This window comes from Amycolatopsis sp. NPDC004079, assembly GCF_040610415.1.
Taxonomy (GTDB): Bacteria; Actinomycetota; Actinomycetes; order Mycobacteriales; family Pseudonocardiaceae; genus Amycolatopsis; species Amycolatopsis halotolerans.
Genome location: NZ_JBEXMH010000013.1, coordinates 31,078 through 45,563 on the forward strand (window position 1 = coordinate 31,078; position 14,486 = coordinate 45,563).

The 14,486-nt window shown below is 69.5% G+C and carries 13 protein-coding genes; 10 read left to right on the top strand and 3 right to left on the bottom strand.

All coding sequences use genetic code 11. The annotated features are described in order from the left end of the window. Positions 1-125 precede the first annotated feature (125 nt). Positions 126-1,136, bottom strand: a complete 1,011-nt coding sequence (locus tag ABZX37_RS16155; protein ID WP_354740122.1) for a 4-hydroxy-3-methylbut-2-enyl diphosphate reductase — start codon at positions 1,134-1,136, stop codon at positions 126-128. A gap of 150 nt (positions 1,137-1,286) precedes the next feature. Between ABZX37_RS16155 and ABZX37_RS16160 the strand changes: the two genes are divergently transcribed. From ABZX37_RS16160 to ABZX37_RS16185, 6 genes are all read left to right on the top strand, one after another. Next, on the top strand, positions 1,287-1,919 hold the full coding sequence (locus tag ABZX37_RS16160; protein ID WP_354740124.1) for a lipid droplet-associated protein: 633 nt from the start codon (positions 1,287-1,289) through the stop codon (positions 1,917-1,919). Continuing rightward, the gene (xseA, locus tag ABZX37_RS16165) at positions 1,916-3,181 is read left to right on the top strand and encodes an exodeoxyribonuclease VII large subunit (RefSeq protein ID WP_354740126.1); all 1,266 of its coding nucleotides are present in this window, start codon (positions 1,916-1,918) and stop codon (positions 3,179-3,181) included. Before ABZX37_RS16160 ends, xseA begins: the two co-directional genes overlap by 4 nt. Then, positions 3,181-3,636, top strand: coding sequence for a hypothetical protein (locus tag ABZX37_RS16170; protein WP_354740360.1), 456 nt, complete (start codon positions 3,181-3,183; stop codon positions 3,634-3,636). Before xseA ends, ABZX37_RS16170 begins: the two co-directional genes overlap by 1 nt. Continuing rightward, positions 3,633-3,854, top strand: a complete 222-nt coding sequence (locus ABZX37_RS16175; RefSeq protein ID WP_182889946.1) for an exodeoxyribonuclease VII small subunit — start codon at positions 3,633-3,635, stop codon at positions 3,852-3,854. The genes ABZX37_RS16170 and ABZX37_RS16175 overlap by 4 nt, the downstream gene beginning before the upstream one ends. Before the next feature lie 89 nt (positions 3,855-3,943). Beyond that, positions 3,944-4,996, top strand: a complete 1,053-nt coding sequence (gene glpX / locus ABZX37_RS16180; protein WP_354740128.1) for a class II fructose-bisphosphatase — start codon at positions 3,944-3,946, stop codon at positions 4,994-4,996. 18 nt (positions 4,997-5,014) lie between these two features. After that, positions 5,015-5,776, top strand: a complete 762-nt coding sequence (locus tag ABZX37_RS16185) for a serine protease (protein ID WP_354740130.1) — start codon at positions 5,015-5,017, stop codon at positions 5,774-5,776. Positions 5,777-6,089: 313 nt separating this feature from the next. Here ABZX37_RS16185 and ABZX37_RS16190 read toward each other — a convergent pair whose 3' ends face one another. Then, the gene (locus ABZX37_RS16190) at positions 6,090-7,061 is read right to left on the bottom strand and encodes an NAD(P)/FAD-dependent oxidoreductase (RefSeq protein ID WP_354740132.1); all 972 of its coding nucleotides are present in this window, start codon (positions 7,059-7,061) and stop codon (positions 6,090-6,092) included. A 112-nt stretch (positions 7,062-7,173) separates the two neighbouring features. Between ABZX37_RS16190 and ABZX37_RS16195 the strand changes: the two genes are divergently transcribed. Beyond that, entirely contained in the window at positions 7,174-8,571 is a 1,398-nt protein-coding gene (locus ABZX37_RS16195) for a class II fumarate hydratase (protein ID WP_354740134.1), read from the top strand. A gap of 3 nt (positions 8,572-8,574) precedes the next feature. Here ABZX37_RS16195 and ABZX37_RS16200 read toward each other — a convergent pair whose 3' ends face one another. Next, the gene (locus ABZX37_RS16200; protein WP_354740136.1) at positions 8,575-9,474 is read right to left on the bottom strand and encodes a DMT family transporter; all 900 of its coding nucleotides are present in this window, start codon (positions 9,472-9,474) and stop codon (positions 8,575-8,577) included. An 82-nt stretch (positions 9,475-9,556) separates the two neighbouring features. Between ABZX37_RS16200 and ABZX37_RS16205 the strand changes: the two genes are divergently transcribed. The 3 genes from ABZX37_RS16205 to ABZX37_RS16215 all read left to right on the top strand — a co-directional run bounded on the left by ABZX37_RS16205 (position 9,557) and on the right by ABZX37_RS16215 (position 14,437). Further along, positions 9,557-10,924, top strand: a complete 1,368-nt coding sequence (locus tag ABZX37_RS16205; RefSeq protein WP_354740137.1) for a PLP-dependent aminotransferase family protein — start codon at positions 9,557-9,559, stop codon at positions 10,922-10,924. Between the two features lie 126 nt (positions 10,925-11,050). Then, positions 11,051-12,697, top strand: coding sequence for a substrate-binding domain-containing protein (locus tag ABZX37_RS16210; RefSeq protein ID WP_354740138.1), 1,647 nt, complete (start codon positions 11,051-11,053; stop codon positions 12,695-12,697). Positions 12,698-12,766: 69 nt separating this feature from the next. After that, on the top strand, positions 12,767-14,437 hold the full coding sequence (locus tag ABZX37_RS16215) for an ATP-dependent DNA ligase (RefSeq protein ID WP_354740139.1): 1,671 nt from the start codon (positions 12,767-12,769) through the stop codon (positions 14,435-14,437). The last annotated feature ends 49 nt before the right edge of the window (positions 14,438-14,486 follow it).

Sequence of the window (14,486 nt, forward strand, 5' to 3'; positions counted from 1 at the left end):
TTCTCGGCGCAACGGCCGGGATTCCTCACGGCCTCTCCGCACAGCGACCGAGCTTCCCCACCGCACCAAGCTCTCCGTCGCGGCAACCCCCGATGAGAGGCAAGCAGCGAAACCCAAAACGCCCGTCAGGACTCCGACTTAACAGCCTTCCGAAGCTCCTTAGGCAACGCGAACGCGATCTTCTCGTTGGCCGTGGTCACCTCGTCGACCTGCCCGTAGCCGCGCTCGGCCAGCCACTTCAGCAGGTCCATCACCAGCACGTCCGGCACCGAGGCCCCCGACGTGACGCCGACCGTCGCGACGCCCTCCAGCCACGACTCGTCGACCTCGGACGCGAAGTCGATCAGGTGCGAAGCCGACGCTCCGGCCTTCAGCGCGACCTCCACCAGCCGCTTCGAGTTCGACGAGTTCTTCGAGCCGACGACCAGCACCAGGTCGCACTCGGGAGCCATCGCCTTGACCGCGACCTGGCGGTTGGTGGTGGCGTAGCAAATGTCGTCGCTGGGCGGGTCGGCCAAAGTCGGGAAGCGGTCGCGCAGCTGGTCGACGCGTTCCATCGTCTCGTCCACGGACAGGGTCGTCTGGGACAGCCAGATCACCTTCGACGGGTCGCGCACGTCCACCTTGTCGACGTCCTCGGGCTTGTCGACCAGCTGCACCTTGTCCGGCGCCTCGCCAGCCGTGCCCTCGACCTCCTCGTGGCCCTCGTGGCCGATCAGCAGGATGTCGTAGTCGTCCTTGGCGAACCGGTTGACCTCTTTGTGCACCTTGGTGACCAGCGGGCAGGTCGCGTCGATGGTGCGCAGGTTCCGTTCTTCGGCCTCGGCGTGCACCGCGGGCGAGACGCCGTGCGCGGAGAACACCACGAGGGCGCCCTCGGGCACCTCGGACGTCTCCTCGACGAAAATCACGCCGCGTTCGCGCAGGGTCTCGACGACGTGCCGGTTGTGCACGATTTCCTTGCGTACGTACACCGGCGGCCCGTACAGCTCGAGCGCCTTCTCGACGGCGACGACCGCGCGGTCAACGCCGGCGCAATACCCGCGCGGCTTCGCGAGCAGCACGCGTTTGGCGGCGCCGGACCGGGAGATCGTCGGGGTACCGGCGGGTTCGGTTCCGGGACTCGCAGAAGTCATGCCTCCAGGGTACGGGCAGTGCCGATCCGGGATCGAAGTCCTCGTTCGGATGATGGCGGCGGCCATTCAGGCTGTGCCGGGCGTCACGTCCGGCGCCCCTGGCCACCCGTTCGGTTGGGCAGGACGGCCCTGATACGGCACGCTGGACCCATGAAGCCACTCCCGCTCCCCCTCCGGGTCGCCGCGGGCCTCGCCGTCACCACCGCCGAGCGGGTTCGTGAGCTCCCGAAGCAGCTCACCGGCCTGCCGGTCACCGTCGTGAGCCAGGTACTGCAGCTGTCCATGCGCGTCCAGCAGCAGGTCACCGAGCTGGCCATCAAGGGCGACGACGCGCTGTCGATGCTGCGCCCCGTCGAGGACACGCCCAGCTGGGCGACGTTCGACGAGGACGCCGTGCCCGAATTCACTCCGTCCCGGCCCACGCTCGTGCCGGTCGACGACCTGCCCGAGCCGCGCACCAACGGCCACCGCGCGCAGCCGCCGGACCTCGCCGCGGAAGCCATCGACGACCCGTGGGTCGAGGAGACCCGTGCGCTCGCCGAGGAGCACTCCGAGGGCGAGAACGACAGCTCCGGCCCCGCTGGCCTGGGCAATTACGACGAGCTCACGCTGCCGCAGCTGCGCGCCCGGTTGCGGCGACTGACCGTGCCGCAGCTGGAAGAACTGCTGGAGTACGAGAAGGCCAACGCCGACCGCGCGTCGTTCGTCGGCATGCTCGCGCGGCGGATCGGCAACGCCCGCAAGGCCGAGGAACAGCCGGGCGACCCCGCGGAAGGCCAGTGAGCAACGACCCCGCCACCAGCGCGGAGAACCCCTGGCCGGTCCGCACCGTCGCGCGCAAGATCGGCGACTGGGTCCACCGGCTCGGCGACGTCTGGGTCGAAGGCCAGGTCACGCAGATGAACGCGCGGCCGGGCACGCAGACCGCGTTCCTGACCCTGCGCGACCCGTCCGCGGACGTCTCGATGTCCGTCACCTGTCCGATGTGGCTGGTGCGCGAACTGCCGACGCCGTTGCGCGAGGGCGACCGAGTGGTCATCCACGCGAAGCCGTCGTTCTTCTTCGGCCGCGGCACGCTGAGCCTGCGCGCGGACCAGATTCGCGCGGTCGGCATCGGCGAGCTGCTCGCGCGGATCGAACGACTGCGCAAGCTGCTGGCCGCCGAAGGAATGTTCGCCCGCGAGCGAAAGCGGCCGATTCCCTTTCTTCCTAAGGGAATCGGGCTGATCACCGGACGCGCGTCGGCGGCCGAGCGGGACGTGCTGGCGAACGCGCAGGCACGCTGGCCGCACGTGCTGTTCAAGGTGCTGAACACCGCCGTGCAGGGTACGCAGGCGGTTCCGCAGATCCTTCGTGCACTGTCCATTTTGGACAAAGACCCGGACGTCGACGTCATCGTCATCGCCCGCGGCGGCGGCAGCGTCGAGGATCTGCTGCCGTTCTCCGACGAAGCGCTGTGCCGGGCGGTCGCGGCCGCGGGCACGCCGATCGTCAGCGCCATCGGCCACGAGCCGGACACTCCCCTGCTCGACCACGTCGCCGACCTGCGCTGTTCCACCCCGACCGACGCGAGCAAGCGCATCGTGCCGGACGTCCGCGAGGAGACCGCGCGGGTGCGGCAGATGCGCGACCGCGGCCGTCGCGCGCTGCACGGCTGGGTCGACCGGGAGACGCGGCTGCTGACCCAGCTGCGCAGCCGTCCGTCGCTGGCCGATCCTCTAGGGCCGATCGAGCGCAGGCTCAACGACGTCGAGATGCACCGCGAACGCGGCCGTCGCGCGATGCTCGGCCTGCTCGCCAAGGACCAGGCCGAGGTCGCGAACGCGCGGGGCAAACTGGCCGCGCTCGGCCCGGCGGCCACGATGGCGCGCGGATACGCCGTCGTCCAGTTCACTGATTCCGAGGGCAACCTCCACGTGCTCCGCTCCGTCTCCCAGATCGAGGACGGAGCGCAGCTGCGCGTACGGGTCGCCGACGGGGCGGTCCGCGCGGTGGCCGAATCCGTCGAGCCGACGACACCCGCACCGGAAGGAGACCGGCCGTGATGCACCGGGCCCCGGCGTTCCTCCCGCTCACGGTGGACGCCGCCGCCCGGCTCAACGCCGGTCTCCTGCTGCGCCAAGCCCTGGTCACCGACCGCGCCGCCGACGAATGCTGGACAGCACTGCTCGCGGGCTGCGGCACGGCGGCCCGACGCGGGCTGGCTCCGCAGCTCAGGCGGCTGTCCGAGGCGACGTCCGAGCATGTTGGCGTCCGGTGGTGGTTCGCCGAAGGAACCGGGCACCGGCGACGGGTGGCGAGCGCGCAGGAGAACCTCGAGGACGCCATCGCGGACGGTGACGGGCAGGAGTTCGCGCTGGCTTTCGTCGGGTACGACCACGCGATGGCCAGCGCGGTGGTCGCATGCCCGCAACGGGCCCGATCGAGCGTCCCCGGAACCCCAGCCGGACGCGGTAGTCTGCGCGAACAGCCCCGTGCACCACAAGGTCGGAGAACGTGAGCGAAGCAGACACCGCCGGACTCGGTTACGAGCAGGCCCGCGATCAGCTCGTCGAGGTCGTGAAGGAGCTGGAGGCCGGCGGGCTCTCCCTGGAGCAGTCGCTTGAGCTCTGGGAGAAGGGCGAACAGCTCGCCAAGGTGTGCGAACGGCATCTGGAAGGCGCCCGCGAGCGGATCGAGGCCGCGCTGGCCTCGGTGGAGACCGACGACGCAGAGTGACGTGCACCATGCGTGGCTGAATCGGTCAGGGGGTCCACGGATCTGACAGACTGGGCACCCGCTGACGAACCGTGTTCCGGGAGGCCACCATGACCACCGCCAGTGACCGCAGCCGACGCGAAGCGCCTGATCGCAACCTCGCCATGGAACTGGTGCGGGTGACCGAGGCAGCCGCGATGGCGGCCGGCCGCTGGGTCGGCCGAGGCGACAAGATCGGCGGCGACGGGGCTGCCGTCGACGCGATGCGCCAGCTCGTCTCCACCGTCTCGATGCGCGGCGTCGTCGTCATCGGCGAGGGTGAGAAGGACGAAGCGCCGATGCTGTTCAACGGCGAAGAGGTCGGCAACGGCGACGGTCCGGACTGCGACGTCGCGGTCGACCCGGTCGACGGCACCACGCTCATGGCGAAGGGCATGCCGAACGCGCTGGCCGTGCTCGCGGTCGCCGAGCGCGGCGCGATGTTCGACCCGTCCGCGGTGTTCTACATGGAGAAGCTGGCCGTCGGCCCGGACGCGGCGGGCAAGGTGGACATCTCCGCCCCGGTCGCGGAGAACATCCGGCGCGTGGCGAAGGCGAAGAACTCCAGCGTCAGCGACGTGACGGTCTGCATCCTCGACCGGCCGCGGCACGACCAGCTGATCAAGGAGGTCCGCGAGGCGGGAGCCCGGATCCGGTTCATCTCCGACGGCGACGTCGCGGGCGCGATCGCCGCGGCCCGGCCGACCACCGGCGTCGACATGCTGCTCGGCATCGGCGGCACGCCCGAGGGCATCATCGCCGCGTGCGCGATGAAGTGCCTCGGCGGCGAACTGCAGGGCCGGCTGTGGCCGAAGGACGACGCGGAGCGCGAGAAGGCGCTCGCCGCCGGCCACGACCTTGACCGGATCCTGCTCAACGACGACCTGGTCACCGGCGACAACGTGTTCTTCTGCGCGACCGGCGTCACCGACGGCGACCTGCTGCGCGGCGTCCACTACCGGGCGGGCGGCGCGACGACGCAGTCGATCGTCATGCGGTCCAAGTCCGGGACGGTCAGAATGATCGACGGCTACCACCGGCTCGAGAAGCTGCGGGCGTACTCGTCCGTCAACTTCGACGGCAACCTCGACCTCGACGAGCGCGCGGTGCCTCCGCTTCCCTGATCCGCCAAGGAGTTCCCGGTGTCGAAACGGCTGTTCGCGCTGGCGCTGACCGTCCTCGCCGGAGTCGTGCTCAGCGCGGGCAGCGCTTCGGCCGGGCCCGCTGTGCCGTCGATCGTCGGCGGAACCGACGCGGACCAGCCGTACCCGTTCGCGGTGTCCCTGCACACCTCGGGCGGCGCGCTGTTCTGCGGAGGCTCGCTGATCACGCCGACCTGGGTGGTCACCGCGGCGCACTGCCTGTCCGCGAAGGACCCGGCGACGATCGGGCTGCGCGTCGGCAGCAACGACGCGGACGCGGGCGGGGAAACGCCGAAAGCGGCGGAATTCGTGCTGCACCCGCATTTCAACGCCGAAACGCAAACCGGCGACGTCGGCCTGATCCGGCTGACCGCACCGGTGCGGGCCGCGCCGATCGCGATCGGCGGTTCGGCCGCACCGGGCACGGCGGTCCGGGTAATCGGCTGGGGCCAGACGTGCGCGACGCCGAATTGCGGGCCGGTCTCGAAGTCGTTGCGCCAACTCGACACGCAACTGGTACCGGGCGCGAAATGCACGGCGACGTTCGACGGAACCTCCGAACTGTGCACGGAAAGCCCCGGCGGATCCGGCTCGTGCTACGGCGATTCCGGCGGCCCGGAACTGGTCCGCGACGGCGACCGGTGGGTGCTGGCGGGGATGGTCAGCCGCCCGGGGAACCGCTCGTCGACGTGCGCATCGGCTCCGTCGATCGCGACGTCGGCGGTGGCGTATCAGCCTTGGATCGCGGAGAAGACCGGCTGATTCGCTCGACGTTAACGACCGGAGCTCTTGTCGAGACGCTTCGAGAGTTCCCTTTCAGTGCTCTATTGACGATAGTTAACGGGTTCTTCCCATAAGCCATGCAGTGGACGAAGTGACTGGACCACCTCATATCCCGGTTGAAGTCGACGATGACATCGACATCTCCTAGCTCCTTCGCACCTCGCGCATACGAACCGAAGACTTAGACGGCTTCCACGAGACACACCGGCCACTCGTCTCCGCCCACTCGACCCAGCAAGTCTTCCAGCAGGGCCGTCGCTCTGCGCCTCTTCACGAGTCACCCTCTACGGCGTCACTCGACGTTGCTCGAATGCCCCGGGAACAAATGTGCCTCCGGATTCAACGCCACCGCGATATTGTTCACCGCCGTAGCCGCCTCCCCGAACCCGGTCGCGATCAGCTTCACCTTCCCCGGATACGCCGCCACATCCCCCGCCGCATAAACGCGCGGCCGCGCGGTGGCCATTGTCGAGTCCACCGAAATCGCCCGGTGATCGATTTCCAACCCCCAGCTCTCAATCGGCCCCAAATCCGCAGTGAACCCCAACGCCGCGACCACAGCGTCCGCGCGCAGCTGTTCGTCCGCGCCGCCCTTCACCGCCACGTCGACCGCCGTCAAAGAACCATCGGGGGCCTCGACAAATCGGGACACCTCCGCATCGGTCACCAACCGCACGCCCAGCTCCCGTACCTGCCGCACGATCGATTCCGCGGCCCGGAACTTCGCGCGGCGGTGCACGAGCGTCACGCTCGCCGCGACCGGATGCAGCGCCAGGCACCAGTCGAACGCCGAATCCCCGCCGCCGACCACAACGACGTGCTGGCCCTCGTGGGCCGCGAGCGACGGGACGAAATGGACCATCCCCCTGCCTAGCCAGCCGTCCCCGGCGGGCAGCGGACGCGGCGTGAACTCGCCGATGCCCGCGGTGATCAGGACCGCGCCCGCGCGCAGCACGTCGCCGCCGTCGAGGGTCAGTTCCAAGCCGTCCCCGGCGCTCTCCAGCTTCTCCGCCTTGCGGCCGAGCAGGTAGTCCGGCTTCCACGGCGCGACCTGGTCCACCAGTCCCCGCACGAGATCCCGGCCGCGGACCGCGGCGAACCCGCCGACGTCGTAGATCATCTTCTCCGGATACATCGCGGTGACCTGGCCGCCCGGTTCGGGCAGCGAATCGACGACGGCCATCGAGAGGCCGCGGAATCCCGCGTAGTAGGCGGCGAAGAGGCCGGTGGGACCGGCTCCGATGACGACGAGGTCGTAATCCATGAGGCTCGCTCCATGCCAGTGGTGGGTGGCGGTGATCGAGAACACAACCGAGCGTACCGGGGTGGGCGACAACACCCGGCCAGAAAACGGAATCGGGGCCAGAATCGGGGGTATGGCTGAACAGGAATACCGGATCGAACACGACACGATGGGTGAGGTCCGCGTCCCGGTCGACGCGCTCTACCGCGCGCAGACGCAGCGTGCCGTCGAGAACTTCCCCATCTCCGGCCGCGGTCTCGAGCGCGCCCAGATCCGCGCGCTGGGCCTGTTGAAGGCCGCCGCCGCCCGCGTGAACGCGCGCCTCGGCGTCCTGGACGCCGACGTCGCCGACGCGATCGCCAAGGCAGCCGACGAGGTCGCCGAGGGCAAGCACGACGAGCACTTCCCGATCGACGTCTTCCAGACCGGTTCGGGCACGTCGTCCAACATGAACGCGAACGAGGTCATCGCGACGCTGGCCACCCGCGCGCTCGGCCGCGACGTGCACCCGAACGACCACGTCAACGCGTCGCAGTCCTCAAACGACACCTTCCCGACGACGATCCACGTCGCCGCCGCCGAGGCTGTCCTCACCGACGTCGTCCCGGCGCTGGAGCACCTCGCCGGCGCGATCGAGGCGCGCGCCGAGGAGTGGAACGACGTCGTCAAGTCCGGCCGCACGCACCTGATGGACGCCGTGCCGATCACGCTCGGCCAGGAGGCCGGCGCGTGGGCCGCGCAGATCCGCTTCGGCATCGAGCGGCTGCAGTCCGGTCTGCCGCGGCTGGGCGAACTGCCGATCGGCGGCACCGCGGTCGGCTCCGGCCTGAACGCGCCGGACGGCTTCGGCGCGGCTGTGTCGGCCGAGCTGGCGCAGATCACCGGGTTGCCGCTCACCGAGGCACGCAACCACTTCGAGGCGCAGGCGACGCAGGACAGCGTGGTCGAGACCTCCGGGCACCTGCGCACGGTCGCGGTGTCGCTGAACAAGATCGCTAACGACCTGCGCTGGCTGGGTTCCGGCCCGCGCACCGGGCTGGCCGAGCTGGCGCTGCCGGACCTCCAGCCGGGTTCGTCGATCATGCCGGGCAAGGTCAACCCGGTCATCCCGGAGGCGACGCTGCAGGTCGTCGCGCAGGTCGTCGGCAACGACGCGGCGGTCGCGTTCGCCGGTGCGGCGGGCAACTTCCAGCTCAACGTGAACCTGCCGGTCATCGCACGCAATGTGCTCGAATCGGCGCGGCTGCTCGCGGCCGTCTCGCGGCTGCTGGCGGACAAGGTGTTCGCCGGGGTCACCGCGAACGCCGAGCGCGCGCGGCAGTACGCCGAGGGCTCGCCGTCGATCGTCACGCCGCTCAACAAGTACATCGGCTACGAGGAAGCGGCCGCGGTGGCGAAGCAGGCGCTCAAGGAACTCAAGACGATCCGCGAGGTCGTGCTGGAGCGCGGGTACGTCCGCGACGGCAAGCTCACCGAAGCGCAGCTCGACGAGGCGCTCGACGTGCTGCGGATGGCACGCGGCGGCAAGTAGCGCTCAACCGACCGCAGCGGCTCGTTCGGACAATTCCGGGCGAGCCGCTTCGCGCTTCCACAGTCCACATGCGACTCCAGCAGCAACCAGAGCGACACCGGCCAGGTCCTTGAGCTCGAACCGTTGCGCGCCGATCAACACCGCGACGGCCAGCCCGGACACCGGCATCAGCCCGATCAGCACGCCCGCCCGGTCCGCGCCCAGCTCCACGACGCAGCTGTACCAGAGCACGAAAGCCACCGCGGTCACCACGACGGCCAGCAACAGCAACGCGACGAGTTCGCGTGCGTTCGGCCACTGCCAGGCTCCAGCCGGATCGACCACCGTCCCGACCACGGAACCGCTTGCCGCAGCGGTGAAACAGCCCCACGTCGAGGTGGCCAACGGACCGAGCCGGCGCAGCAATCCCACTGCGAGCAGCGTGAACGACGCTTCGCACAACATCGCCAGCGCGGCCAGCGACAACCCCGGCGCGGAAGCGGATCCGCCGCCGGACAGGACCACGATGCCGAGCCCGGCCAGTACCGATCCGACGACTGGCGCGGCGGACGGACGGCGACCGTCGAGCATCGGCGCGATCAGCGCGAGCACGAGTGGGCTGGCCCCGAGAAACGCCGCTACCGCACTGGGTTCCGCGTAACGCTGGGCCAGCAGCAGACAGGCCTGAAACCCGATCATCCCGGTCGCGGCGAGGCCGAGCAAAGTCGGCAGATCGCCGAGTTTCGGCCGCGGCAGCGGGCTGCGCGTGACCTTCGCCCAGCCGAGCAGCAGAAGGCCGCCCAGCGCGTATCGCAACGCCTGCCCGGTGATCACCGGATACCCGTCCAGCATGCCGGTGACCGGCACCGATCCGCCGACCAGCACCGCGCCGGCCACCCCTGAAAGCACCATCGACCGTTTCACGCAGCTCAGTCTTCAGCCGCGAGTGGTCTATTCAGAAGGACCACTCGACACTGGCCTAACTGGACCACTTAGCCGTACCGTCATGGCCGTGGAAACGATCCGCGAGCTGCTGCTGCCCGCCGCTGCCGGAGGACGCCGGGGTCGCGCCATCGAGGCCGCGTTGCGCGACGCGATCCGCACTGGACGGCTGGCTGTCGGCACCCGGCTGCCGTCGAGCCGCGATCTCGCGCGCCAACTCGGGGTCGCGCGCGGCACCGTCACCGCGCTGTACGAGCAACTCACCGCCGAGGGCTACCTGCTGAGCAAACACGGCTCAGGCACCCGCGTCGCGCCGATCGACGACCCCGCGCCAAATCCTCGCGTCAGTGCGACTAAATCGCCGACCTGGGAGTTCGACCTCCGCCCTGGGCTGCCCGCATTGTCCGCCTTCCCGCGCGCCGAATGGCTTGCCGCCGAACGAGAAGCCCTGAACGCGACGCCTGACCTCGGCCTCGGCTACCCCGATCCGACCGGCCATCCGGCGTTGCGCGCGGAACTGGCCGCCTACCTCGGCCGAGTCCGGGCGTTGCCGACGAACCCGGACGATATCGTGATCACCAGCGGGGCCGCGGAAGCGTTGTCGCTGCTGGCCGACGCCTTGCCGGACCAGCGCATCGCCGTCGAGGACCCGAGCCACCACGGCCAAGCCGTCCTGCTGCGCGACCACGGGCTGCAGCCCGTCGGGATTCCAGTCGACGACAAGGGCATCAACGTCGACGCGCTGTCCACTTCAGACTGTTCAATCGTGCTCGTGACCGCCGCGCACCAGTTTCCGCTCGGCGTTGCGCTGCATCCGGAACGCCGTCGGCACCTGCTGTCCTGGGCGGCGGAAACCGGCGGGCTCATCCTGGAAGACGACTACGACGCCGAGCATCGCTACGACCGCCCCGCCCTCGGCGCGATGCGCGCACTCGCGCCGGATCACGTCGCCTACATCGGCAGCGTCAGCAAAGTGCTCGCGCCAGCGTTGCGGATCGGCTGGCTCATTCCGCCACGACGGCTGCGCGACGCCGTGGCCCGGGTCAAGGAAATGCACGACCTCGGTTGTCCGCCGCTCCCGCAAGCCGCGCTCGCGCATCTGATCGCCACCGGTGGTTACGACCGGCATCTGCGCCGCACCCGACGCCTGTACCGGGCCCGTCGCGACGCGCTTATCGAAGCCATAACGCAGCACCTTCCGCAGTGGCAGCCGGTCGGGATCGCCGCTGGACTGCACCTGGTCGTCCGCCTCCCGGACGGCACCGATGACGTACAGCTGCGGGAAAAGCTCGCCGCAGCAGGCGTGCATACCCCTGCCTTGTCGACTTATTCCCATACCGCGGCGGGATATCCGGGTCTCGTGCTCGGTTATGCCGCGCTCCCGCCGGACCGGCTGCGCGCCGCCGTGGAGCGGATCGCGTCGGCTGATTGAACCGCAGGTGAACACCTCGTGCACCCGGGAGGGGTCCCGCGACTGACGCTTAGTGTGGACAGTCTCGGAAGCGGGGGCAGGGGGATCACCGTGAGCTTCGGGGAAATAGTGCGCACACTCGCCGACGTGCTCACGTCCAGCCGCGGCCTCGTGCCGATCGCCGTCGTCGCGGGCGCGACGATCCTCGCGCCGATCATCGACCGCTACGTCATCCGCCGCAGGCGCGTCATCTACCGGGAACTCTACAACTCCAAAATCGGCCTCAATCCAGTTACGCTCAGCGATTCGGACAACGGTGCGGTGCAAGCGGATCCGGAGCTCGTGCGCACCGTGCAGCTGCTGGAACCGCTCAGCGTCGTCGTGATCCGCATCCGCAACACCGGCAGCTTCGACATCGGCCCGGACGACTGGGAACACCCGCTGCAGTTCACCTTCGGGCGGAGGGTGGTCTGGGACGCGCGCGTGTCCGACGCCAGGGACGGGTTGCGTGAAGTGGTCCGGAACGGACTTGAATTCTTTACTCATGATCAGCCTACGCCAGATCCCGGAACCGCGCGACTGTCCGGAGTGCGGGCATTGCTGCCGCAGCGAATTTCCGCTCTGCTGCGGCAAAACGACGCCCCGGCCGCACCAGCGCCGCAGTGGCACGGTGTACGCCTCGAACAGCTTTCGTTGAAGCGGCGGGAAAAGTTCAAACTCGTCGTCGTCCTGCGCGAGCCGGACGACTGGCGAGGCGGGCCGCTTTCCAAGGAACTGGACGTCACCGGACGGCTCAGCGGCGGCCGGATCAAAGACGAGCGCAAACAACGCTGGCTGTCGTGGCCGGTCGTCACGGGAGCGATCGGAGTGCTGCTGACCGGAGCATTGCTGAGCATGCTCCTCGTCGCGGTGTCGCGCGGCTCCGAGCCTGGATGTGGCAAAGGATCCCTTGCGGTGCACGGATCCAGTGCGTTCGCACCAATCATGAAGGGCATCGCGGCGGAGTACCAGGGACAGTGTCCCGGCTCGACGATCGCGACGCAGGCGGTCGGGAGCGTGTCCGCGATGCGCGAGCTGGGACCGTTGCCAGCAGAACAAAAGGACAGCCTGGCAGTGCTGTCCGACGGCAAGGCTTCCGACGCCGGACCGGATCTGGTCACACAACCCGTCGCTGTGCTCGTGTACAGCCTGGTAGTGAACAAATCCGTGGGCGTCGACCATCTGAGCGGCGAGCAGGTGCGCGGCATCTTCAGCGGGAAATACACCAACTGGGCGCAGCTGCGCGACGGTCCGCCGGTCCCGATCCGGGTCGTCGGACGCGGGCAGGAATCGGGTACGCGCAAGACTTTCGAGGAGAAAGTGCTGGGCACGGCCGAGCCGGGACTGTCCTCGGACGACTGCCGGACGCCGACCCGCGACCCGCACGCCGCGGTGGTGCGCTGCGAACGCGGCACGACCGACGACCTGCTGCGCGCCGTCGGCGACGCCCCCGGCGCGATCGGCTACGCGGACGTGCCCGCGGCCAAGATCGCGGCGGCCAACGGCGGCCGGATCACCATGGCGAAACTCGACGACCGCTACCCCGACGTGACCAGCATCGACGCTGGCTATCGCTTCTGGACGGTGGAGTACTTCTACACCAAGGGCGTGCCGGAGAACGACTCGCTGCTGAAGCAGTTCATCGACTACCTGCGCAGCAGCACGGCGCGGGCGGAACTGCAGGACGCAGGATACACGCCGTGTGTGACGAAACAGGGGCTGCTGGACCAGTACTGCACTCGTCCGGATGCCTGACCAGCTGTTTTTCACCCGGTCGAGGCCAGGGCGGGAGTTTTTGTCGGTGGCGGGGGCGATGATGGCCGGGTGTTGTTCACCGACCTCGTCACCGCCTCCGCCGAACTGGCGGCCACGCGGTCACGGAAAACGAAGATCGCCGTGCTGGCCGCTGTGCTGCGCGCGGCCGAACCCGGCGAACTGCCCGCGGTGATCGCGTATCTCACCGGGCAGACGGCGCAGGACCGGCTCGGCGCCGGCTGGCGCACGCTCGCCGACCTCGCTGTCGAACCCGCGGCCGCGGCTGCCGTCTCGGTGGCGGAGGTCGACGTCGCGCTCACGGACGTCGCGGCCGCGACGGGCGCGGGGTCGGTCAAGCGGCGAGCCGAGGTGCTCACCGCTTTGTTCTCCCGGCTGACCCGTGCCGAGCAGGAATTCGTGTTCCGGCTCGTCACCGGGGAGCTGCGGCAGGGCGCGCTGGAAGGCGTGATGGTCGACGCGGTCGCGGCGGCGGCCGAGGTGGAGGTCGAACTGGTTCGGCGAGCGTTCATGCTGTCCGGCCGGTTGCCGGTCACCGGGCAGGCAGCGCTGACCGGGGGCGCGGCGGCGCTCGCGGAGTTCGGACTGGAGCTGGGCCGTCCGGTGCGGCCGATGCTCGCATCACCGGCGGAGTCCCTGGCGGAAGCCGCGGCGGAGCACGGGAACGCGATCGTCGAGTACAAAATGGACGGTGCGCGGATCCAGGTGCACCGCCTCGGTGCGGAAGTGCACGTGTACACGCGCACGCTGCGCGAAATCACCGGCAGCGTAGGCGAATTGGTCGATCTGGTGCGAGCGCTGCCGTGCGAATCGGTGGTGCTGGACGGCGAAACCCTCGCGCTCACCGACGACGGGCGGCCGCGGCCGTTCCAGGAAACGATGAGCCGGTTCGGCAGCACGCGGGACGAGCAGGTGCGGGCGTTGCTGCTGCGGCCGTACTTCTTCGACTGCCTGCATCTGGACGGGGTCGATCTGCTCGACGCGCCGCTGTCCGAGCGCAACGAGGCGCTGCGCCGGGTGGCGGGCGAACACGTGATCCCCGGCTCGGTCCGGCCGGAATCACCGGCCGCGGTGCTTGAGGCGGCGATGGACGCCGGGCACGAAGGCGTAATGGTGAAGGACCTCGATTCGAGCTACGCGGCCGGGCGGCGCGGGCGCGCGTGGCTCAAGGTGAAACCGGTGCACACCATCGATCTGGTGGTGCTGGCGGCGGAGTGGGGCCACGGACGGCGCACTGGGAAACTGTCGAACCTGCACCTCGGCGCGCGCGACCCGGACGGCGGGCCGCCGATCATGGTGGGCAAGACGTTCAAGGGCCTCACCGACGAGCTGCTGGCCTGGCAGACCGAGCGGTTCCAGGAGATCGAGTCGCACCGCGACCGGTGGACCGTCCACGTGCGGCCGGAGACGGTGGTCGAGATCGAGCTGGACGGGGCTCAGGTCAGCACGCGGTATCCGGGCGGGCTGGCGCTGCGGTTCGCGCGGGTGGTGCGGTATCGGCCGGACAAGGAACCCGGCGAGGCGGACACCATCGACACCGTCCGGGGGTTGCTGCGCGGCAGCCGTCCGGCGGAGGAGTCCGGCCAGGCGGAGCGACCCGGCGTCGCGGGAAGTGCCGGGTCCTCGGGGCAGCCCGGTTCCGAGGGGCAATCCGGTTCCGAAGGGCAGCCTGATTCCGCGAGCCCTGAAGAACAGACCGGTTCCGAGGAGGCGTCCGGATGATCGCCCGGCAGGCCCTCCGGATGAGTGGGCACATTACGGACATCAGGCA

Bases quoted from the DNA above. Each gene is read 5' to 3' on its own strand.
- ABZX37_RS16155 (WP_354740122.1), bottom strand. From the start codon at position 1,136: ATGACTTCTGCGAGTCCCGGAACCGAACCCGCCGGTACCCCGACGATC.
- ABZX37_RS16160 (WP_354740124.1), top strand. From the start codon at position 1,287: ATGAAGCCACTCCCGCTCCCCCTCCGGGTCGCCGCGGGCCTCGCCGTC.
- ABZX37_RS16170 (WP_354740360.1), top strand. From the start codon at position 3,181: ATGCACCGGGCCCCGGCGTTCCTCCCGCTCACGGTGGACGCCGCCGCC.
- glpX (WP_354740128.1), top strand. From the start codon at position 3,944: ATGACCACCGCCAGTGACCGCAGCCGACGCGAAGCGCCTGATCGCAAC.
- ABZX37_RS16190 (WP_354740132.1), bottom strand. From the start codon at position 7,061: ATGGATTACGACCTCGTCGTCATCGGAGCCGGTCCCACCGGCCTCTTC.
- ABZX37_RS16195 (WP_354740134.1), top strand. From the start codon at position 7,174: ATGGCTGAACAGGAATACCGGATCGAACACGACACGATGGGTGAGGTC.
- ABZX37_RS16205 (WP_354740137.1), top strand. From the start codon at position 9,557: ATGGCCGTGGAAACGATCCGCGAGCTGCTGCTGCCCGCCGCTGCCGGA.